The following is a 20,013-nucleotide window of genomic DNA, read 5'->3' as shown; positions in this document are numbered from 1 at the left end:
ACTATAAGCAAAAATTACGCTAAGTCACCCGCTACTAGCGGAACAAAACGTACTTTTTCGACCACATTAGCATGATAATCATTCCCTCGGCGCGTAATTAGCTTCAGCGCTTGATCTTTATCCCCCACAGGCAGAACCAAACGCCCGCCTTCTTTTAATTGCTGTAGTAACCGAGGCGGAATTTCACTGGGTGCCGCCGTCACGATAATTGCATCAAAAGGCCCTTTAGATTGCCAGCCTTCCCAGCCATCACCATGACGAGTGGAGATATTATGTAAATCAAGCTGCTTAAAACGACGTTTTGCCGTCCATTGCAAACTTTTTACCCTTTCAACAGAAAAAACATGTTTTGCAAGGTGCGCTAAAACAGCGGTTTGATAACCTGACCCTGTACCGATTTCTAATACATGATCTTCTGGCTTAATCGCCAGTAATGCAGTCATTTTTGCAACAATATAAGGTTGAGAGATAGTTTGCCCATAACCGATAGGTAATGGAATATTATCATAAGCCTTATGCGATAGGGCTTCGTCAACAAAGCGTTCACGAGGAACCTGTGACAAAGCATCTAACAGGCGCTCATCGTGAATTCCCTGTTGGCGTAGTTGTGCCAAAAGTTCTTTCATGAGGCCTGTTCTCATTTTACTTTCACTCCCGATTTTTCTAACCACTCTTCAACTAATGAATGTGCTTTATACGCTGTTAAGTCAACTTGTAATGGGGTAATTGAAACATAACCTTGTGATACGGCTTCAAAATCAGTACCCGGCCCAGCATCACGGATCTCCCCTACAGGCCCTAGCCAATACAACATATTACCTTTAGGATCTTCAAGGTTGTAGACTTCTGAAGCAGCATGACGGCTACCACAGCGAGTGACTTTGATCCCTTTAACATCCTCATAAGGGATATCAGGAACGTTAATGTTTAGTATGTTACCTGCCCGTAAAGGGTTTTTATGTAATAACGCGAGAATATCACAGGTTATTTTTGCAGCAGTTTCAAAATGGGTATCTCCATCCAATGATACCGCAATTGAAGGTAACCCTAAGTGCCTCCCTTCCATCGCCGCAGCAACTGTCCCTGAATAGATCACATCATCACCTAAATTAGGCCCACAGTTAATTCCTGACACAACAATATCCGGTCGCGGCCTAACGACTTTATTCACACCAATGTAAACACAATCTGTTGGCGTACCTTCTTGTACAGAAAAGTCACCATTAGCAAGAGTTTGGATCCTTAAAGGCCTATCTAACGTTAATGCGTTCGATGCCCCACTACGGTTGCGATCAGGCGCAATCACTTGCACCTGATAATATTGACGTAAAGCGGCCGCCAATGTCTGGATCCCCGGTGCAGTCACACCATCGTCGTTACTCAATAATATCTTTAACATCGGCACTATCCTGATTAATGATTTCTCGCACCACGCTTGTTGCAAAGCTTCCTGAATTAAGGAAAAAATTGAGTTTTAATGTAGTCTGATCAATCCATTGCCATTGAAAATTTTGCGGTTTCACAATCATCGCTCTTCGTGTCGATGAGACGCGTTCGTTTTTCATCAGTGTCATCAAAGAGTGATAGCTTTCTAAGCTGTTGGTTTCAAAAACCAGTGCATCCTCTTGCGTACCTAATTCGCCATCACCGGGCAAAGGCGCAGTGATACTCAATTCGCCAGAAGCAACACGCGCTTGCAAGGTAGGCAACTCTTCTGCCGTTGCAACAAACCAACTTCCACGCCCTGTTAGTTGTAGCGCATCACCAAGTAATACTTGGTTTATGGTTTGGTTTTCAATCCGTTCACTTGCAACATGGTTAAACATAGCACTACGTGCGGCAGATAAATAGAAACTACGCTTATTACGTTCACGAACCGTAATTTCTTGGTTCGCCCAACGTAATGCTTGGGTTAAGTTTTGCCCATCACGGCCAAACCTTTGTTCCCCAAAATAATTCGGAATGCCTTGTTCTGCAACTTTCTGTAAACGAGCCTCAACATCCTCAGGTACTGAAATATCTCGGATCGTCAATTCAAACTGGTTGCCTTTCAATGTTCCAATACGTAACTTGCGTTTTTGTCTCGTTGTCGCGATGACTCTACAACCATCAAGCTGCCATAATGAAAAATCAGGCGTTTCTTTACCTGGCATTTGTAAACAAAACCACTGTTCAGTCACTGCATTACGGTCTTTTAAACCCGCATAGCTCACTGAACGAGCTGAAATTTTTGCAAATTTAGCTAACTGTTCAGCCACAAATAATGTGTTGCAACCTGTTTTTTCAACGCGAACCATAACGTGTTCGCCTTCGCCGTCCAGTTCGAAGCCAAGATCTTCTTTGACAATAAAATCTTCTGGCTGACTTTTTAGCTTACCTGTTGAGAGAGGTTTACCATGCAGGTACTGTACATTCATGAGTTTCATTACCATTATCTTTCACTAACAGCACTACCGCCGCACATGCAATGCCCTCTTTACGCCCAACAAACCCCAATTGCTCGGTTGTTGTTGCTTTGACATTAATATCATCCATGTGACATTCAAGATCTTCAGCAATATTGACGCGCATTTGCGGGATATGTGGCAACATTTTTGGTGCTTGAGCCATAATAGTGACATCAATATTTCCAATGCTGTAGCCTTTTTCTCGAACATGGCAGTAAGCTTTTTTTAGCAATATGCGGCTATCTGCACCTTTGTATGCAGGGTCGGTATCAGGGAAGAGCTTACCAATATCACCAAGTGCTGCTGCACCTAAAATAGCATCTGTTACTGCGTGTAATACCACATCACCGTCAGAGTGTGCCAATAAACCGTGTTCATAAGGGATACGGACACCACCAATAATGATAGGACCATCACCGCCGAACTTATGCACATCAAAACCGTGCCCAATTCTCATTATTTATTCCTTTTATTTCATTCTAGAAAGATAAAATTCCGCCAGTGCCAGATCTTCTGGTCGAGTCACTTTCAGGTTATCAGAACGTCCTGAAACTAATACAGGTTGATAGCCGCAATATTCAAGTGCAGAGGCTTCATCTGTGATAACCGCATTCTCTTTCAAAGCTTTACTTAAGCAATCTCGCAATAACAACAAAGGGAAAAACTGTGGGGTCAATGCATGCCATAAGGCTTCCCGCTCCACTGTATGATCGATGAGATCAGAAGCTTTTCGGCTCCGTTTCATAGTATCCCTGACCGGAGCTGCCAAGATCCCTCCACAACAATTTTTTGTTGATAATTGAATAATTTTATTTAAATCGTCTTGATGCAAACAGGGGCGTGCCGCATCGTGCACTAATACCCACTTATTATGCATATTGCCGTCTTGGGCTAAAAAGTCTAACCCTGCTAATACCGAATCTGCTCGCTCTTTGCCACCTTCAACTGTCGTCACGCGTGAATCTTGCGCAATATCAAGCTTAGCAAAATAGTCGTCATCAGGACTCAACGCGATAACAACACTGGCAACATGAGGATTCAATAGCAATGCATTAATTGTATGCTCAATGATAGTTTTCCCTGCAACCTGCAAGTACTGTTTTGGGCAATCGGCCTTCATACGACTACCAATACCTGCCGCGGGAATTATCGCAACCACTTGCGAATCTACCCCAATTATTGAGTTATTCATTATGTTGGATCTTACATTGAAATTAATGACCGATAGATATAACAGATTATAAAAGAGTTTATAACTTATTAATTTTTAGATTCTTTTTGGTTATTACTCTCTTTTACCATTCTATAAAATGATTCACCAGGTTTGATCATTCCAAGCTCTGTACGGGCACGCTCTTCAATAGCATCTTGACCATCGTTCAAGTCATTAATTTCAGCAAATAGCTGCTCATTACGCACTTTTAAGCGAGAATTGATAATTTCTTGCGCCGCAACATCGTCTTTGACTCGGACGTAATCGTGAATGCCATTTTTCCCTAACCATAGAGAATATTGTGTCCAAGCCAATACGGCGATTAATAGAAGCGTTAATTTGCCCATTTTGCCCCCTGAAATGATTAGCTAATCATCCCATAACTGAGCTCATGACGCTACTATGAAGAAAGTAATGTCATAAAAGTAAGTAAAAATTACCGGTTAAATGGCTAAATTTTACTCAAATTAATGTTAACAATACGTCCTTTGTTTAATTTCTCATCCAGAATCAAATCTTATCTCTACGCCTATCATCAAACTATTACCTAACTGAGTAAAATTCACCAACGAAAACACGAGCCTTCATGCAAAATATTTTGCACTTATGTAACGCCACTATAGAAGACCAAGACTAACCCAAGTGGGTCTTATGTTCAGGAAAGCTAAGGGGAAATGACAGATGAACGCGAAGAGATGTTACTGAAAATCGCATCTATCCAGCAACATCATCTCATGAAGAATAGTTTAAATCTTAATCACTTGTTGATGAGTTAACAGATGAATAATCCTTGTCACCGAGTCGTTGATAGGCTGTAAACCATCAAGCCGTAACTCGGGTTTTAGCGGCTCTTGGTAAGGAGAATCGATCCCCGTAAACTGTTTAATTTTTCCTGCTCTGGCCTGTTTATAAAGCCCTTTAGGATCGCGCTGTTCACACACTTCTACGGGGGTTGTTACGTAAAGCTCAAAAAATTGATTTTCTTCAAATAGGTCACGAACACGCGCTCTATCTGCCTGATAAGGCGATATAAAAGCCGTTGCGACGATTAGGCCTGCATCGACCATCAATTTAGCTACTTCACCAATCCGGCGGATATTTTCTTGTCTATCCGCCTCGCTAAACCCTAAATCACCACATAAACCATGACGTACATTATCACCATCAAGCAGATAGGTTTTTATTCCCATCGCGGCTAAAGCTTGCTCAGTCGCTCCCGCTAATGTCGATTTACCTGATCCTGATAACCCTGTAAACCACAATACCGCGCCTTTATGCCCATTAGCCACTTCTCTAGCTTGCCGAGTGACGGGATGATCGTGCCAAACAATATGATTATCCGTTAGCGCCATCATGTTTATTTTCCACCGAGTAAATCGCGCGCTCCCCAATGAGGGAAATGGCGTCGAATCAATTTATTGAGTTCAATTTCAAACTCGCTAAAGTTATCTTTTTGCTCAATAAACTGTCCGGTAACCTCACGTACTAAGCCGGCTCCCGCAGTAACATTCGTGAGCCTATCAATTAGGATCATGCCACCTGTATCAGCATTGTGTTGATAGTTATCTAATAATAGTGGCTCATCAAAAGAGAACTCCACCAGCCCAATACCATTAAGCGGCAGTTCAGTAGCGACCTTTTGTGTTAAGTTATTAACATCGACTTGATAGTGAATATTTTCAACTTTGGCGCGACTTCTTTTGCCCGCGATTTTGATATCCAACTGTTGCCCTTGAACAAGTGGCTGCTCCGACATCCAAACCACATCAATCAAGGCATGATGAGTGCTCTGCAACGTATCGTTTTCTGCAACAATTAAATCTCCACGGCTAATATCAATCTCATCTTCTAACACTAATGTGATTGCTTCCCCCGGAACAGCAAACTGCAAAGCACCATCGAATGTAATGATATCTTTAACTTTAGAGACTTGACCCGATGGTAATGCTTTAACAGATTGACCGATACTCACAATCCCTGAAGATAAGGTTCCACTATAGCCTCTAAAGTCCAAGTTTGGCCGATTCACATATTGGATCGGGAAGCGTAATGCCTGCTCTGAGGCTTTTTGCTGGACTTGAACATTTTCTAAAATGTGTAGTAGCGTTTCACCTTGATACCATGGAATATTTTGGCTTTTGTTAACAATATTATCGCCATCAAGAGCAGAAATCGGTACAAACCAAACATTCAGATCAACAGGTAATTCGGTAGCAAATTTTTGGTAGTCTTGCTTAATTTTTTCGAATACAGCTTCACTGTAATCCACTAAATCCATCTTATTAACTGCCACAATTAAGTGACGGATACCCAGCAGTGTACTAATAAAACTGTGACGTCGAGTTTGCTCTTGAACTCCTTTTCGAGCATCGATCAACAAAATAGACAGTGAGCAAGTTGAGGCGCCTGTCGCCATGTTACGCGTATATTGTTCATGGCCCGGCGTATCCGCAATAATAAATTTGCGCTTTTGGGTCGAAAAATAGCGGTAAGCGACATCAATCGTAATACCTTGTTCACGCTCCGCAGCAAGGCCATCCACCAGCAATGCTAAATCTAATTTTTCTCCTTGTGTGCCTATACGCTTACTGTCATTTTGCAACACAGAAAGTTGATCTTCATAAATTTGTCGAGTGTCATGTAATAAGCGACCAATCAGGGTACTTTTACCATCATCAACATTGCCACAGGTTAGAAAGCGTAATAGCCCTTTGTGTTGCTGTGCTAATAAGTAGCCTTCAACTCCACCTTGTTGCTTAATTTGTTCCGCAATAATTTCGTTGTATGCTAAATCTGCCATAACGTTTCCCCTTAAAAATACCCTTGACGCTTCTTTTGCTCCATTGATGCAGCTTGGTCACTATCGATTAACCGACCTTGACGTTCACTCGTCGTGGATATCAGCATCTCTTCGATAATTTCAGGTAAGGTCTCTGCCTGTGATTCAACAGCCCCCGTTAATGGCCAGCACCCTAGCGTCCGAAAACGCACTTTTCGCTTCGCAATCACTTCACCCGCTTTTAAATCTATACGGTCATCATCTACCATCAATAGTGTGCCATCCCGCTCTAATACAGGGCGCTCTTTTGCAAAATAGAGAGGCACAATATCGATATTTTCTAAGTAGATATATTGCCAAATATCCAGTTCTGTCCAGTTGGATAGTGGGAAGACGCGAATGCTCTCACCTTTATTAATTTGCCCATTATAGTTATGCCATAATTCAGGGCGTTGGTTTTTAGGATCCCAACGGTGTGAACGGTCTCTGAAAGAGTATATTCTCTCTTTTGCGCGTGATTTTTCTTCATCACGCCTTGCCCCCCCAAATGCTGCATCGAAACCATATTTATCCAGCGCTTGTTTTAAACCTTCCGTTTTCATAATGTCTGTATGCTTTGCGCTACCATGTATAAAGGGATTGATACCAAGCGCCTCCCCTTCTGGATTCCGGTAAACTAGGAGTTCGAAACCATAGTTTTTCGCCGTTTTATCACGAAATTCATACATTTCACGAAATTTCCACCCTGTATCCACATGTAATAATGGAAATGGCAATTTACCTGGATAAAAAGCCTTACGCGCTAAATGCAACATAACGGATGAATCTTTGCCTATTGAATAAAGCATCACTGGATTTGCAAATTCAGCAGCCACTTCACGTAAAATATGAATACTTTCAGCTTCCAACTGCTGCAAATGGGTCAATCGTTTTTCATTCATGATGGCCTCCTTCTATTAAGCCAATTCCAGCACGGCTGAACGCCATCTGTTTTCCACGACTTGATGACCAAACCAAGCTAACTGTTGATGTAATGCGACGACTTCACCAATCACTAATAAAGCAGGCGAAGGCGCTTTTTGCGCAAGTGCTTCTAATTCATGCAACTGACCACTAAGCACTTGCTGGTTACTGCGTGTACCACAACCGATGACTGCCACAGGGGTTTCTGGGGAGCGCCCAAAATAAATCAATTGTTTACTAATGCTATCTGCCTTTACCGTTCCCATATAAATGGCTAAGGTTTGATGACCTCTAGCCAAAGCTGGCCAATCTAATTCATTCCCATCATTCTTACAGTGCCCTGTGATAAACGTGACACTTTGAGAATGTTCACGGTGCGTCAAAGGGATCCCCGCATACGCTGTCGCACCAATCGCTGCTGTAATACCGGGAACCACTTGAAAAGGAATACCTGCGGCGGCAGCCACTTCAAGCTCCTCGCCACCTCGACCAAAAATAAAGGGGTCACCACCTTTTAAACGTACGACTTTTTTCCCCTGTTTCGCTAGTTTGACAATTAACGAATTGGTCTCTTCTTGGGGAACTGAATGACGATGAGCTCGCTTTCCAACACAAATTTTGTCTGCATCACGCCGTGCTAAATCAAGCACTTCCTCACTAACAAGGTTGTCGTATAAAACAACATCTGCATTTTGCAAAACTTGCAGACCTTTTAATGTTAATAGCCCTGCGTCTCCGGGGCCTGCGCCAACAAGGGTCAGCTCCCCGCTAGTATCTTGCTCATACAGTTGTTTCTCTAACTGCTGCTCTGCTTGTGAAAGTTGGCCTTTTTCAACCAATGAGGCAAAGTGACCATTAAAGCTTTTTTCCCAAAAGCGTTTGCGCTCACGCATGCTGGTAATAGACTCTTTCACCTTTTCGCGCCAGCGCCCTGCTATCTCAGCCATCTGGCCTAGTGAATGTGGTAGCATCCCTTCCAGTTTTTCGCGTAATAAACGAGCAAGTACGGGAGCCGTTCCCCCCGATGAAATAGCAACAACGACAGGGTCTCTATCGATGATTGAAGGCACAATGAAAGAGCATAGCGGCTTTTCATCAACCACATTTACAAAGGTGTGTTGAGACTCCGCATCATGAAAAACTTTCTCATTCAATGAGGGATTATCAGTTGCAGCGATCACCAAATATGCCTTCTCAATATGTGCAGAGTGATACTCACCTTTAATCCACTCAAATGCATTTTGCTCATAAAGGCGCTGTAAGAGTGGGTTTAATGTCGGAGAAATGACGACAAGCGCGGCATTAGCTTTAAGCAATAGCTCTGCTTTGCGTGCTGCAACATCGCCGCCGCCAACTAGCACAGCTTTGCGGGATCGAAGATCCACAAATAACGGTAAATATTCCATCTTGCTCTTCCGGTGTTATATCACTTTTTTATGACAACCATTTAAATTGACTATATGGCGTGCAAGTTGGGTTATGAAATGCCAAAAATTCATTAGATGTAACGCAAAGGAATAAGTCAGCCTAATGAGTTATGAAGAAGAAATACTCATAATGGCATCAAAGCAAAACGCGATTTCACGACTAAGATAAGTATTGATCGCTTCTTTTCTACAGATGCCTTGAAAAAATGAGTTAGACTAAGCACATAAATAGAAAATAAATATAAATGACTAAGCCTTTATAAGTATTTAGCTAATTAAGACAAAACATTATGATAAAAACGGATAAAAAGAAACTCACCATTAATGATATTGCAAAGCTATGTGGCGTAGGTAAATCAACAGTTTCAAGGGTGATTAATCAAGACCCAATGGTTAATGAAGAGACTCGGCAAAAAGTTAATCAAATAATTGAAAAATACCAATTTACTCCCTCAAAATCTGCCCGTGCAATGCGAGGCTATTCAAACCGCTCTTTCGGCATCATCATGACGCGTTTAGATTCTTACGCTGAAAACCAAGCAGTCAGTTCCATGCTACCTATTTTCTATCAAAATAATATCGACCCTATTATTTTAGAGAGTCAATTTAAACCGGAAAAAGTTGAGGAACATTTAAAAATGCTTGCTCGCCAAAAGGTTGATGGGATTGTCTTTTTTGCTTTTTCAGGCATTGATATCAATAAGCTCTCCAATTGGAAACAAAAAATGGTTGTTATTGCGCGACCATTAGAAGGTTTTGTCTCTATTTGTCACGATGATGAAAGTGCGGTTAAAAACCTTATGCACTATTTTCATAAACAAAAAAATTACCAACAAATAAGTTATATCGGGATCAATGTTCACGATGAAACAACGGGCCTACTTCGTTACCAATCTTATCTACACTATTGTCAGCAGCAAGGTTTAACCCCTCACGCACAATTAGGTGAACTTAATTACCAAAGTGGCTATATGCTTGCTAAAGAGATCTTAACCACATCACCACAAGCCATACTGTGCGCAACAGACTCATTAGCATTTGGTGTACAAAAATACTTATCCGAACAAAACATGAATCATATCGATGTGGCCTGTATTGGGCGAAATGATTTATTGGCCTTTTTATTTCCTCAAACCAAATTCTACCGTTTAGGCTTTAGAGAGAGTGGGAAAGAGGCTGCTAATATATTGATTAAAATGGCAAAAGAAGATGTTCCGCCACAAAAAATCATTATCTCCAGTGATAAATTAAATTAATAACTTAAGAAAATAATTATTATTACTTGTGATCATCGTCTAGTTATGGGAACGTTCCCGTTCAAATAATGCAAATAAGGATATATATTAAAAAAAACATAACTACGATGAGAAAATAAATATGCCTAGTGCCAAAGATTTAAAGGCCATTGAAGAGCTTATTGCACTGATTGGCGGTAAAAATAATATTATTAGTGTTTCTCACTGCTTAACAAGGCTACGCTTTGTTCTTAATGACCCTAATATCGCAGAAATAGATAAAATAAAACAAATCCCTTTTGTTAAGGGGTGTTTTAATAATGCCGGACAGTTCCAAGTTATTATTGGTGTCGATGTTGACCACTATTATCAAATTCTTTCAAAGCATCTTGAGTTAGAAACAAAAAGTAAAGATGAAGTAAAGTCTGACGCCAAAAAAAATATGAGTTTTTGGCAAAGGCTTATCGCAAATTTGGCAGAAATATTCGTACCACTATTACCTATTTTAATTTGTGGTGGTTTACTTTTAGGTTTGCGTAACGTTATTGGTGAGATGCCTGTATCGGATAATAAACCTTTAACCTATTTTTATCCTTGGTTAAAGCCTATTTATGATTTCCTATGGTTACCTTGCGAAGCAATATTCCACTTTTTACCTGTTAGCATCTGCTGGTCTGCAACCAAAAAGATGGGGGGTACCCCAGCCCTAGGTTTAGTATTAGGGATCACTTTAGTTTCTCCTCAGCTAATGAATGCCTATAATTTAGGCTCACAAATCCCTGATGTTTGGAACTTTGGGCTGTTTACAATTGAGAAAGTCGGTTATCAGGCGCAAGTCATCCCTTCTATCTTAGCAGGTTTATTCCTCGGCTGGTTTGAAACCCGTTTACGCCGTTACATTCCCGATTATTTAAAATTGGTTATTGTTCCAATCGTCACATTGATTATCTCAGTCTTCGTCGCACACGTTATTTTAGGCCCTATTGGCAGAAGCATTGGCAATGGTATTGCCGAAGTCATCAAGCTATTAATGCTAGGTGACTTTGCGCCTATTGGCTCAGCTATCTTCGGTTTTTTCTACTCGCCAATGGTGATCACAGGGTTACATCACACAACCTTAGCGATCGACTTACAGATGACTCAAAGTTACGGCGGCACCCCTATTTGGCCTATTATCGCATTATCAAATATTGCCCAAGCTTCAGCGGTTGTCGGTATCATTATTGTGAGCCGTAAAGCAAATGAACATGAAATTACTATCCCAGCCGCTATTTCAGCCTATTTAGGTGTAACAGAGCCGGCTATGTATGGTGTTAACCTAAAATATGGCTTCCCTATGCTATGTGCGATGGTTGGTGCTTCACTCGCAGGACTGATTTGTGGTTTAAACCATGTTCTATCTAATGGTATTGGCGTGGGTGGTTTACCTGGCATTTTATCGATACAACCAACTTATTGGTTAGTTTACCTGTTCGCTATGGTCGTCGCCGTTGTCGTTCCCATTGCATTAACCGTTATCGCCTATCGCTATAAAGAAAGAAAAGGCACGCTACAAGCTAATTAATATATCATCAAATTTAAGGTTTATTATGAATTACTTATACATTGCTTTTACAGATATCAGCGTGTCTGTTGAGTACAATAATAATAAATATGATTACACCTTTGACACAGTAAATAGTACTTATCATGACTGGTTAAATATCGCTAAGAAAATAAATAGCGACTTTCAATTGATTGACGGTGGCGTTATACAATGGCCAGTCGATGACGATGGAAAAAAATCTTATGTGATAAAAACACAAGATAATAAAACTATTGATGTCGCAAATTTATTTACAGAATCTCTTAATAAGCCATTTATTATTGAAAATATCAGGGAAGTAAATCAACAGGACAGCTTAGAGAGGAAATTCATTCATCGGGAAAAAGAACTTACTTGGTCAATTGAGTATTCCGGTTTAACATCAGGGAAAGATGAGTATTGCCAAGAGTCACTATTAACGGTGGCAAATGGGTATATTGGCCTGCGCGGTACATTACCGGAGATGACAGCGAGTCATGATTATTACCCTGCAACTTATATTGCAGGCCTATATAATCAAGCAACCTCTCAAGTCAACGATCACCAAGTGGTCAACGAAGACTTTGTTAATGCACCGAATGGCCAGTTTATTTCGCTTAAAATCGGAGATGGCGACTGCATTCATCCAAATAATGTAACCACACTTTCTCTAACCCGCCATTTAGATTTTAAAACTGGTGTCCTATCTTCTGACTGGCTTATTGAAACAACAGACGGGAAACAACTGAATATTCGCTGTTTCAAGTTTGCCAATATGGCAAATATGTCTCATTACTGCCTACATTATCAATTTATTCCGTTAAATTTTTCTGGCGAAATGACCCTTCTCACTCGCTTAGAAGGGAACACTTGTAATGCAGGAGTAGAACGATATCGTAGCCTAAATCAAAACCATTACAGTGTGTTAGAAGGTGGCGCAAAGCAACAAAATGCTTATCTGTTAGCTCAAACTCATCAATCAAAAATAGGGATTGGCTTAGCATCCTCTCTTTGTGGTGATTTCTTTTCACCACAAGACATTATTTGCCATTTTTCTGACTCAGTTGTTGAACAAAGTATCACATTCAATGCTCAGAAAAATACCCTCTATACTGTTGAAAAAAGTGTCGCGCTAACCACATCTACGGCTTACCCCGATAATTGGCAAGATGTTACGAAATGGGAACTTCCCGCTTGGCAAACCCAGTTAGCAGAAACAAAACAAGCATGGCAAACTTTATGGGATGAAGCTGATATTGCAGTATCAGGGGATTTAATGACGCAAAAATTATTACGTCTACATACCTACCATTTACTTTCATCAGCGTCACCGTTTAGTAACGAAAAAAATAAACTTGATGTTTCCGTCACCGCACGAGGGTTACACGGAGAAGCTTATCGAGGGCATATTTTTTGGGATGAGATTTTCATTTTCCCATTTTATATCATGCACTTCCCTAATACCGCTCGCCAACTTTTACTCTATCGTTATCGCCGATTAGAAGCTGCCCGACTCGCAGCGAAGGCCGCCGGTTTCCAAGGCGCTATGTTCCCATGGCAGTCAGGTCACGATGGTACAGAGCAAACTCAAGTTCTGCATTTAAATCCATTATCTGGTCAGTGGGATCCTGACCACAGTTGTCGCCAACGCCATGTTTCATTAGCCATCGCTTACAACGTGTGGCTATATTGGCGTAATACCCTTGATAACCCATTTATGGAAGAGTATGGCTTAGAGCTGCTCAATGACATCACGTTATTTTGGCTTAGCCTATGTCAGTGGGATGAGCAAGACCAACGTTTTCATATCAGTGGCGTCATGGGCCCCGATGAATTTCATGAAAAATATGCCGATGCTCAAGAAGGCGGCCTAAAAGATAATGCCTATACCAATTTAATGGTGGCGTGGCTTTTCAATGAGATGACGACGCTGTATCGCGATAAACGTTTTACTGACAAATTATCTGAATTTGGTTTTTCTGCAAATACGCTCGACAAGCTCTGCCAAATTAAAACGCAGCTCGCTGTCACGCTAAATCAAGATGACGTTATTGAACAATTTGCAGGCTACTTTGCGTTAGATGATCTCGACTGGGAAAGCTATCGCCAGAAGTATGGCAATATTTACCGAATGGATCGGATCCTACGTAAAGAAAATAAATCAGCAGATGATTTCAAAGTCGCTAAACAAGCCGACACACTCATGTTGTTTAATAACTTAGATAAAACAACTGTGAAATCTTTAATTGAATCTCTGGGCTACTCATTATCTGAAAGCTTTGCGGAGAAAAATCTACATTATTACCTTGAACGCACCTCTCATGGCTCAACCTTATCGCGCATTGTTCATGCTTATTTAGCCGAACAAATACAGCTCCATGACCTATCGTGGCAACTCTATCAGGATGCCTTGTACTCAGATTACAACGATATCCAAGGTGGAACGACGGCTGAAGGCATACATACCGGAGTGATGGCAGCGACTTTAAATACTACGATCATGGCTTACGCTGGTGTCGATATTCGACAAGATATTCTTAATATCGCGCCTTCGTTACCTAAACAGTGGCAAGGGCTGAGTTTTAAATTAAGACACCAATGTGTTTTGTTCCACATCAGGGTAACTCATAACAATATTACGGTGATGAGTGATAAAGCATGCACAATATCAATCAATAACCACCTCTATAGCCTTGTTCCTAACACTCCTTTTTCCTTAAATTCTAATGAGGGTAACGCTAATGGTTAAAGGACTCATATTTGATCTTGATGGTGTTATTGTTGATACCGCCGGTTACCATTATTTAGCTTGGAAAAAGCTGGCTAGCGAAATCGGGATTGAAATTGATGAACAATTCAACCAATCCTTAAAAGGAATCAGCCGAGTAGAGTCATTAGATAAAATTTTACGCCATGGTAATAAGCAAAATTCATTTTCTATTGAAGAGAAAAATATGCTCTCTGAAAGGAAAAATGAATATTATCTAAAGTTACTTGATAACATTAGCCCAAAAGATATTTTACCCGGCGTATTAGATTTAATTAAGCAGGCTAACCAATACAATATACCTTGTGTTATTGCCTCTGCATCCCAAAATGCGCCAACTATATTGAAAAAATTGGCTATAGAGCACTATTTTCAATCTATTGTTGATCCTAAGTCATTAAAACAAGGTAAACCCGATCCTGAAATCTTTTTAAAAGCAGCGCAGCTCATTGATGTGCCTGCTCAGTATTGTGTTGGTTTTGAAGATTCAATGGCAGGAATACAAGCCCTTAAAAAAGCGAGGATTTATGCTATTGGTATTATCGCTGAAGGCCCACTGCCTGAAGCTGATCGTGAAGTGCACTCATTAACTGAAATAGACATACATACACTAATCAAATAATAAATTATCGGATGGAAACTCTGTTTTCCATCCAGATATAAACAAGGAATAAAGAATGAAAACTAAACTATTAGCTACTGCTGTTAGCTTAGGATTAGCTATGCCTGTTATAACCGAAGCTAATACAAGTTCTCTATCAATAGAGCAACGTTTAGCGCTTTTAGAGCAAAGAACACTTGCTGCTGAAAAAAGAGCAGAACTTGCTGAACAAAAAGCAGCTAATTTAGAAAAAGCATTACAAAATCGTCAAGTTATTAATCAGCCAATCAATAATACAACTGTGGGCGGACAATAAAGTCTTAAACTGAACAAAATAGATCTAAACTATGACAATAAAGTCTTAAACTAGACAGAATAGTTGTAAACTGAAATCAGTCCAGTTATGCTGTGAAAAAGCATACTGGACTTTTGTTATGGCTAAAGCAAACTCTTCATTTTCTGAAGTGCAAATTGCCCGTCGTATTAAAGAGGGGCGTGGCCAAGGGCATGGTAAAGACTATATTCCATGGCTAACAGTACAAGAAGTTCCTTCTTCAGGTCGTTCCCACCGTATTTATTCTCATAAGACGGGACGAGTCCATCATTTGCTATCTGACTTAGAGCTTGCTGTTTTTCTCAGTCTTGAGTGGGAGAGCAGCGTGCTAGATATACGCGAGCAGTTCCCCTTATTACCTAGTGATACCAGGCAGATTGCAATAGATAGTGGTATTAAGCATCCTGTTATTCGTGGTGTAGATCAGGTTATGTCTACTGATTTTTTAGTGGACTGCAAAGATGGTCCTTTTGAGCAGTTTGCTATTCAAGTCAAACCTGCAGCAGCCTTACAAGACGAGCGTACCTTAGAAAAACTAGAACTAGAGCGTCGCTATTGGCAGCAAAAGCAAATTCCTTGGTTCATTTTTACTGATAAAGAAATAAATCCCGTAGTAAAAGAAAATATTGAATGGCTTTATTCAGTGAAAACAGAAGAAGTTTCTGCGGAGCTTTTAGCACAACTATCCCCATTGGCCCATATCCTGCAAGAAAAAGGAGATGAAAACATTATCAATGTCTGTAAGCAGGTTGATATTGCTTATGATTTGGAGTTAGGCAAAACATTGAGTGAGATACGAGCCTTAACCGCAAATGGTTTTATTAAGTTCAATATTTATAAGTCTTTCAGGGCAAATAAGTGTGCAGATCTCTGTATTAGCCAAGTAGTGAATATGGAGGAGTTGCGCTATGTGGCAAATTAATGAGGTTGTGCTATTTGATAATGATCCGTATCGCATTTTGGCTATAGAGGATGGCCAAGTTGTCTGGATGCAAATAAGCGCTGATAAAGGAGTTCCACAAGCTAGGGCTGAGTTGTTGCTAATGCAGTATTTAGATGAAGGCCGCTTAGTTAGAACTGATGACCCTTATGTACATCTTGATTTAGAAGAGCCGTCTGTAGATTCTGTCAGCTTCCAGAAGCGCGAGGAGGATTATCGAAAAATTCTTCCTATTATTAATAGTAAGGATCGTTTCGACCCTAAAGTCAGAAGCGAACTCGTTGAGCATGTGGTCCAAGAACATAAGGTTACTAAGGCTACAGTTTATAAGTTGTTACGCCGTTACTGGCAGCGTGGTCAAACGCCTAATGCATTAATTCCTGACTACAAAAACAGCGGTGCACCAGGGGAAAGACGTTCAGCGACAGGAACAGCAAAGATTGGCCGAGCCAGAGAATATGGTAAGGGTGAAGGAACCAAGGTAACGCCCGAGATTGAACGCCTTTTTAGGTTGACCATAGAAAAGCACCTGTTAAATCAAAAAGGTACAAAGACCACCGTTGCCTATAGACGATTTGTGGACTTGTTTGCTCAGTATTTTCCTCGCATTCCCCAAGAGGATTACCCAACACTACGTCAGTTTCGTTATTTTTATGATCGAGAATACCCTAAAGCTCAGCGCTTAAAGTCTAGAGTTAAAGCAGGGGTATATAAAAAAGACGTACGACCCTTAAGTAGTACAGCCACTTCTCAGGCGTTAGGCCCTGGGAGTCGTTATGAGATTGATGCCACGATTGCTGATATTTATTTAGTGGATCATCATGATCGCCAAAAAATCATAGGAAGACCAACGCTTTACATTGTGATTGATGTGTTTAGTCGGATGATCACGGGCTTTTATATCGGCTTTGAAAATCCGTCTTATGTGGTGGCGATGCAGGCTTTTGTAAATGCTTGCTCTGACAAAACGGCCATTTGTGCCCAGCATGATATTGAGATTAGTAGCTCAGACTGGCCGTGTGTAGGTTTGCCAGATGTGTTGCTAGCGGACCGTGGCGAATTAATGAGTCATCAGGTCGAAGCCTTAGTTTCTAGTTTTAATGTGCGAGTGGAAAGTGCTCCACCTAGACGTGGCGATGCTAAAGGCATAGTGGAAAGCACTTTTAGAACACTACAAGCCGAGTTTAAGTCCTTTGCACCTGGCATTGTAGAGGGCAGTCGGATCAAAAGCCATGGTGAAACAGACTATAGGTTAGATGCATCTCTGTCGGTATTTGAGTTCACACAAATTATTTTGCGTACGATCTTATTCAGAAATAACCATCTGGTGATGGATAAATACGATCGAGATGCTGATTTTCCTACAGATTTACCGTCTATTCCTGTCCAGCTATGGCAATGGGGTATGCAGCATCGTACAGGTAGTTTAAGGGCTGTGGAGCAAGAGCAGTTGCGAGTAGCGTTACTGCCTCGCCGAAAGGTCTCTATTTCTTCATTTGGCGTTAATTTGTGGGGTTTGTATTACTCGGGGTCAGAGATTCTGCGTGAGGGTTGGTTGCAGCGGAGCACTGATATAGCTAGACCTCAACATTTAGAAGCGGCTTATGACCCAGTGCTGGTTGATACGATTTATTTGTTTCCGCAAGTTGGCAGCCGTGTATTTTGGCGCTGTAATCTGACGGAACGTAGTCGGCAGTTTAAAGGTCTCTCATTTTGGGAGGTTTGGGATATACAAGCACAAGAAAAACACAATAAAGCCAATGCGAAGCAGGATGAGTTAACTAAACGCAGGGAGCTTGAGGCGTTTATTCAGCAAACCATTCAGAAAGCGAATAAGTTAACGCCCAGTACTACTGAGCCCAAATCAACACGCATTAAGCAGATTAAAACTAATAAAAAAGAAGCCGTGACCTCGGAGCGTAAAAAACGTGCGGAGCATTTGAAGCCAAGCTCTTCAGGTGATGAGGCTAAAGTTATTCCTTTCAACGCAGTGGAAGCGGATGATCAAGAAGATTACAGCCTACCCACATACGTGCCTGAATTATTTCAGGATCCACCAGAAAAGGATGAGTCATGAGTGCTACCCGGATTCAAGCAGTTTATCGTGATACGGGGGTAGAGGCTTATCGTGATAATCCTTTTATCGAGGCCTTACCACCATTACAAGAGTCAGTGAATAGTGCTGCATCACTGAAATCCTCTTTACAGCTTACTTCCTCTGACTTGCAAAAGTCCCGTGTTATCAGAGCTCATACCATTTGTCGTATTCCAGATGACTATTTTCAGCCATTAGGTACGCATTTGCTACTAAGTGAGCGTATTTCGGTCATGATTCGAGGTGGCTACGTAGGCAGAAATCCTAAAACAGGAGATTTACAAAAGCATTTACAAAATGGTTATGAGCGTGTTCAAACGGGAGAGTTGGAGACATTTCGCTTTGAGGAGGCACGATCTACGGCACAAAGCTTATTGTTAATTGGTTGTTCTGGTAGTGGGAAGACGACCTCTCTTCATCGTATTCTAGCCACGTATCCTCAGGTGATTTACCATCGTGAACTCAATGTAGAGCAGGTGGTGTATTTGAAAATAGACTGCTCGCATAATGGTTCGCTAAAAGAAATCTGCTTGAATTTTTTCAGAGCGTTGGATCGAGCCTTGGGCTCGAACTATGAGCGTCGTTATGGCTTAAAACGTCATGGTATAGAAACCATGTTGGCTTTGATGTCGCAAATAGCCAATGCACATGCTTTAGGGTTGTTGGTTATTGATGAAATTCAGCATTTAAGCCGCTCTCGTTCGGGTGGATCTCAAGAGATGCTGAACTTTTTTGTGACGATGGTGAATATTATTGGCGTACCAGTGATGTTGATTGGTACCCCTAAAGCACGAGAGATTTTTGAGGCTGATTTGCGGTCTGCACGTAGAGGGGCAGGGTTTGGAGCTATATTCTGGGATCCTATACAACAAACGCAACGTGGAAAGCCCAATCAAGAGTGGATCGCTTTTACGGATAATCTTTGGCAATTACAGCTTTTACAACGCAAAGATGCGCTGTTATCGGATGAGGTCCGTGATGTGTGGTATGAGCTAAGCCAAGGAGTGATGGACATTGTAGTAAAACTTTTTGTACTCGCTCAGCTCCGTGCGCTAGCTTTAGGCAATGAGCGTATTACCGCTGGTTTATTGCGGCAAGTGTATCAAGATGAGTTAAAGCCTGTGCACCCCATGCTAGAGGCATTACGCTCGGGTATCCCAGAACGCATTGCTCGTTATTCTGATCTAGTCGTTCCCGAGATTGATAAACGGTTAATCCAACTTCAGCTAGATATCGCAGCGATACAAGAACAAACACCAGAAGAAAAAGCCCTTCAAGAGTTAGATACCGAAGATCAGCGTCATTTATATCTGATGCTGAAAGAGGATTACGATTCAAGCCTGTTAATTCCCACTATTAAAAAAGCGTTTAGCCAGAATCCAACGATGACAAGACAAAAGTTACTGCCTCTTGTTTTGCAGTGGTTGATGGAAGGCGAAACGGTAGTGTCAGAACTAGAAAAGCCCTCCAAGAGTAAAAAGGTTTCGGCTATAAAGGTAGTCAAGCCCAGCGACTGGGATAGCTTGCCTGATACGGATTTACGTTATATCTATTCACAACGCCAACCTGAAAAAACCATGCATGAACGGTTAAAAGGGAAAGGGGTAATAGTGGATATGGCGAGCTTATTTAAACAAGCAGGTTAGCC

18 protein-coding genes are annotated in these 20,013 nt (G+C 41.2%); 8 read left to right on the top strand and 10 right to left on the bottom strand.

Annotation, left to right across the window (positions count from 1 at the left end):
• Nucleotides 1–14: 14 nt before the first annotated feature.
• The 10 genes from I3B46_RS05190 to cysG all read right to left on the bottom strand — a co-directional run bounded on the left by I3B46_RS05190 (nt 15) and on the right by cysG (nt 8,808).
• Complete coding sequence (locus tag I3B46_RS05190; RefSeq protein WP_004922905.1) at nt 15–641, bottom strand: protein-L-isoaspartate(D-aspartate) O-methyltransferase; 627 nt, start codon at nt 639–641, stop codon at nt 15–17.
• Nucleotides 638–1,399, bottom strand: a complete 762-nt coding sequence (surE, locus tag I3B46_RS05185) for a 5'/3'-nucleotidase SurE (protein ID WP_004922907.1) — start codon at nt 1,397–1,399, stop codon at nt 638–640. The genes I3B46_RS05190 and surE overlap by 4 nt, the downstream gene beginning before the upstream one ends.
• Nucleotides 1,377–2,426 carry a tRNA pseudouridine(13) synthase TruD gene (gene truD, locus I3B46_RS05180; protein WP_014656630.1) on the bottom strand — a complete coding sequence of 350 codons (1,050 nt, stop codon included), beginning with the start codon at nt 2,424–2,426 and terminating at the stop codon, nt 1,377–1,379. Before truD ends, surE begins: the two co-directional genes overlap by 23 nt.
• On the bottom strand, nt 2,392–2,904 hold the full coding sequence (gene ispF / locus I3B46_RS05175; protein ID WP_004922911.1) for a 2-C-methyl-D-erythritol 2,4-cyclodiphosphate synthase: 513 nt from the start codon (nt 2,902–2,904) through the stop codon (nt 2,392–2,394). Before ispF ends, truD begins: the two co-directional genes overlap by 35 nt.
• Nucleotides 2,905–2,916: 12 nt before the next feature.
• Nucleotides 2,917–3,639 (bottom strand): 2-C-methyl-D-erythritol 4-phosphate cytidylyltransferase, encoded by a 723-nt coding sequence (ispD, locus tag I3B46_RS05170; protein ID WP_014656631.1) that lies wholly within the window; start codon nt 3,637–3,639, stop codon nt 2,917–2,919.
• A 68-nt stretch (nt 3,640–3,707) separates the two neighbouring features.
• Nucleotides 3,708–4,007, bottom strand: coding sequence for a cell division protein FtsB (ftsB, locus tag I3B46_RS05165; RefSeq protein ID WP_004922916.1), 300 nt, complete (start codon nt 4,005–4,007; stop codon nt 3,708–3,710).
• Nucleotides 4,008–4,406: 399 nt separating this feature from the next.
• Entirely contained in the window at nt 4,407–5,012 is a 606-nt protein-coding gene (gene cysC, locus I3B46_RS05160) for an adenylyl-sulfate kinase (protein ID WP_014656632.1), read from the bottom strand.
• A gap of 5 nt (nt 5,013–5,017) precedes the next feature.
• Nucleotides 5,018–6,460, bottom strand: a complete 1,443-nt coding sequence (gene cysN, locus I3B46_RS05155) for a sulfate adenylyltransferase subunit CysN (RefSeq protein ID WP_040132390.1) — start codon at nt 6,458–6,460, stop codon at nt 5,018–5,020.
• Nucleotides 6,461–6,471: 11 nt separating this feature from the next.
• Nucleotides 6,472–7,380, bottom strand: coding sequence for a sulfate adenylyltransferase subunit CysD (gene cysD / locus I3B46_RS05150; protein WP_004922922.1), 909 nt, complete (start codon nt 7,378–7,380; stop codon nt 6,472–6,474).
• A 15-nt stretch (nt 7,381–7,395) separates the two neighbouring features.
• Nucleotides 7,396–8,808: a siroheme synthase CysG gene (gene cysG, locus I3B46_RS05145; protein ID WP_004922925.1), complete on the bottom strand. Its 1,413-nt coding sequence runs from the start codon at nt 8,806–8,808 to the stop codon at nt 7,396–7,398.
• A gap of 311 nt (nt 8,809–9,119) precedes the next feature.
• On the opposite strand from cysG, the gene treR reads away from it, so the two are divergent.
• From treR to I3B46_RS05105, 8 genes are all read left to right on the top strand, one after another.
• Nucleotides 9,120–10,085, top strand: coding sequence for a trehalose operon repressor TreR (gene treR, locus I3B46_RS05140; protein ID WP_004922927.1), 966 nt, complete (start codon nt 9,120–9,122; stop codon nt 10,083–10,085).
• Between the two features lie 121 nt (nt 10,086–10,206).
• Nucleotides 10,207–11,628: a PTS trehalose transporter subunit IIBC gene (gene treB, locus I3B46_RS05135; protein ID WP_004922928.1), complete on the top strand. Its 1,422-nt coding sequence runs from the start codon at nt 10,207–10,209 to the stop codon at nt 11,626–11,628.
• Nucleotides 11,629–11,653: 25 nt separating this feature from the next.
• Nucleotides 11,654–14,377, top strand: coding sequence for a glycoside hydrolase family 65 protein (locus I3B46_RS05130; RefSeq protein ID WP_061064736.1), 2,724 nt, complete (start codon nt 11,654–11,656; stop codon nt 14,375–14,377).
• Nucleotides 14,370–15,017 (top strand): beta-phosphoglucomutase, encoded by a 648-nt coding sequence (pgmB, locus tag I3B46_RS05125; RefSeq protein WP_004922933.1) that lies wholly within the window; start codon nt 14,370–14,372, stop codon nt 15,015–15,017. The genes I3B46_RS05130 and pgmB overlap by 8 nt, the downstream gene beginning before the upstream one ends.
• Nucleotides 15,018–15,072: 55 nt before the next feature.
• Nucleotides 15,073–15,312 carry a hypothetical protein gene (locus I3B46_RS05120; RefSeq protein ID WP_231405897.1) on the top strand — a complete coding sequence of 80 codons (240 nt, stop codon included), beginning with the start codon at nt 15,073–15,075 and terminating at the stop codon, nt 15,310–15,312.
• Nucleotides 15,313–15,430: 118 nt separating this feature from the next.
• Nucleotides 15,431–16,252 carry a TnsA endonuclease N-terminal domain-containing protein gene (locus tag I3B46_RS05115; RefSeq protein WP_001029679.1) on the top strand — a complete coding sequence of 274 codons (822 nt, stop codon included), beginning with the start codon at nt 15,431–15,433 and terminating at the stop codon, nt 16,250–16,252.
• The gene (locus tag I3B46_RS05110; RefSeq protein WP_000267723.1) at nt 16,239–18,347 is read left to right on the top strand and encodes a DDE-type integrase/transposase/recombinase; all 2,109 of its coding nucleotides are present in this window, start codon (nt 16,239–16,241) and stop codon (nt 18,345–18,347) included. Before I3B46_RS05115 ends, I3B46_RS05110 begins: the two co-directional genes overlap by 14 nt.
• The gene (locus I3B46_RS05105) at nt 18,344–20,011 is read left to right on the top strand and encodes an AAA family ATPase (RefSeq protein ID WP_001276994.1); all 1,668 of its coding nucleotides are present in this window, start codon (nt 18,344–18,346) and stop codon (nt 20,009–20,011) included. The genes I3B46_RS05110 and I3B46_RS05105 overlap by 4 nt, the downstream gene beginning before the upstream one ends.
• The last annotated feature ends 2 nt before the right edge of the window (nt 20,012–20,013 follow it).

Source organism: Providencia sp. 2.29 (assembly GCF_015832305.1).
Lineage (GTDB): Bacteria > Pseudomonadota > Gammaproteobacteria > Enterobacterales > Enterobacteriaceae > Providencia > Providencia stuartii.
The sequence above is the reverse complement of the archived record's forward strand: the minus strand, read 5'-3'. Positions and strand labels throughout refer to the sequence as shown.

Bases quoted from the DNA above. Each gene is read 5' to 3' on its own strand.
- cysC (WP_014656632.1), bottom strand. From the start codon at position 5,012: ATGGCGCTAACGGATAATCATATTGTTTGGCACGATCATCCCGTCACT.
- ftsB (WP_004922916.1), bottom strand. From the start codon at position 4,007: ATGGGCAAATTAACGCTTCTATTAATCGCCGTATTGGCTTGGACACAA.
- treR (WP_004922927.1), top strand. From the start codon at position 9,120: ATGATAAAAACGGATAAAAAGAAACTCACCATTAATGATATTGCAAAG.
- ispF (WP_004922911.1), bottom strand. From the start codon at position 2,904: ATGAGAATTGGGCACGGTTTTGATGTGCATAAGTTCGGCGGTGATGGT.
- I3B46_RS05115 (WP_001029679.1), top strand. From the start codon at position 15,431: ATGGCTAAAGCAAACTCTTCATTTTCTGAAGTGCAAATTGCCCGTCGT.
- pgmB (WP_004922933.1), top strand. From the start codon at position 14,370: ATGGTTAAAGGACTCATATTTGATCTTGATGGTGTTATTGTTGATACC.
- I3B46_RS05190 (WP_004922905.1), bottom strand. From the start codon at position 641: ATGAGAACAGGCCTCATGAAAGAACTTTTGGCACAACTACGCCAACAG.
- I3B46_RS05130 (WP_061064736.1), top strand. From the start codon at position 11,654: ATGAATTACTTATACATTGCTTTTACAGATATCAGCGTGTCTGTTGAG.
- ispD (WP_014656631.1), bottom strand. From the start codon at position 3,639: ATGAATAACTCAATAATTGGGGTAGATTCGCAAGTGGTTGCGATAATT.
- cysD (WP_004922922.1), bottom strand. From the start codon at position 7,380: ATGAATGAAAAACGATTGACCCATTTGCAGCAGTTGGAAGCTGAAAGT.
- I3B46_RS05120 (WP_231405897.1), top strand. From the start codon at position 15,073: ATGAAAACTAAACTATTAGCTACTGCTGTTAGCTTAGGATTAGCTATG.
- cysG (WP_004922925.1), bottom strand. From the start codon at position 8,808: ATGGAATATTTACCGTTATTTGTGGATCTTCGATCCCGCAAAGCTGTG.
- truD (WP_014656630.1), bottom strand. From the start codon at position 2,426: ATGAAACTCATGAATGTACAGTACCTGCATGGTAAACCTCTCTCAACA.
- I3B46_RS05105 (WP_001276994.1), top strand. From the start codon at position 18,344: ATGAGTGCTACCCGGATTCAAGCAGTTTATCGTGATACGGGGGTAGAG.
- cysN (WP_040132390.1), bottom strand. From the start codon at position 6,460: ATGGCAGATTTAGCATACAACGAAATTATTGCGGAACAAATTAAGCAA.
- surE (WP_004922907.1), bottom strand. From the start codon at position 1,399: ATGTTAAAGATATTATTGAGTAACGACGATGGTGTGACTGCACCGGGG.
- I3B46_RS05110 (WP_000267723.1), top strand. From the start codon at position 16,239: ATGTGGCAAATTAATGAGGTTGTGCTATTTGATAATGATCCGTATCGC.
- treB (WP_004922928.1), top strand. From the start codon at position 10,207: ATGCCTAGTGCCAAAGATTTAAAGGCCATTGAAGAGCTTATTGCACTG.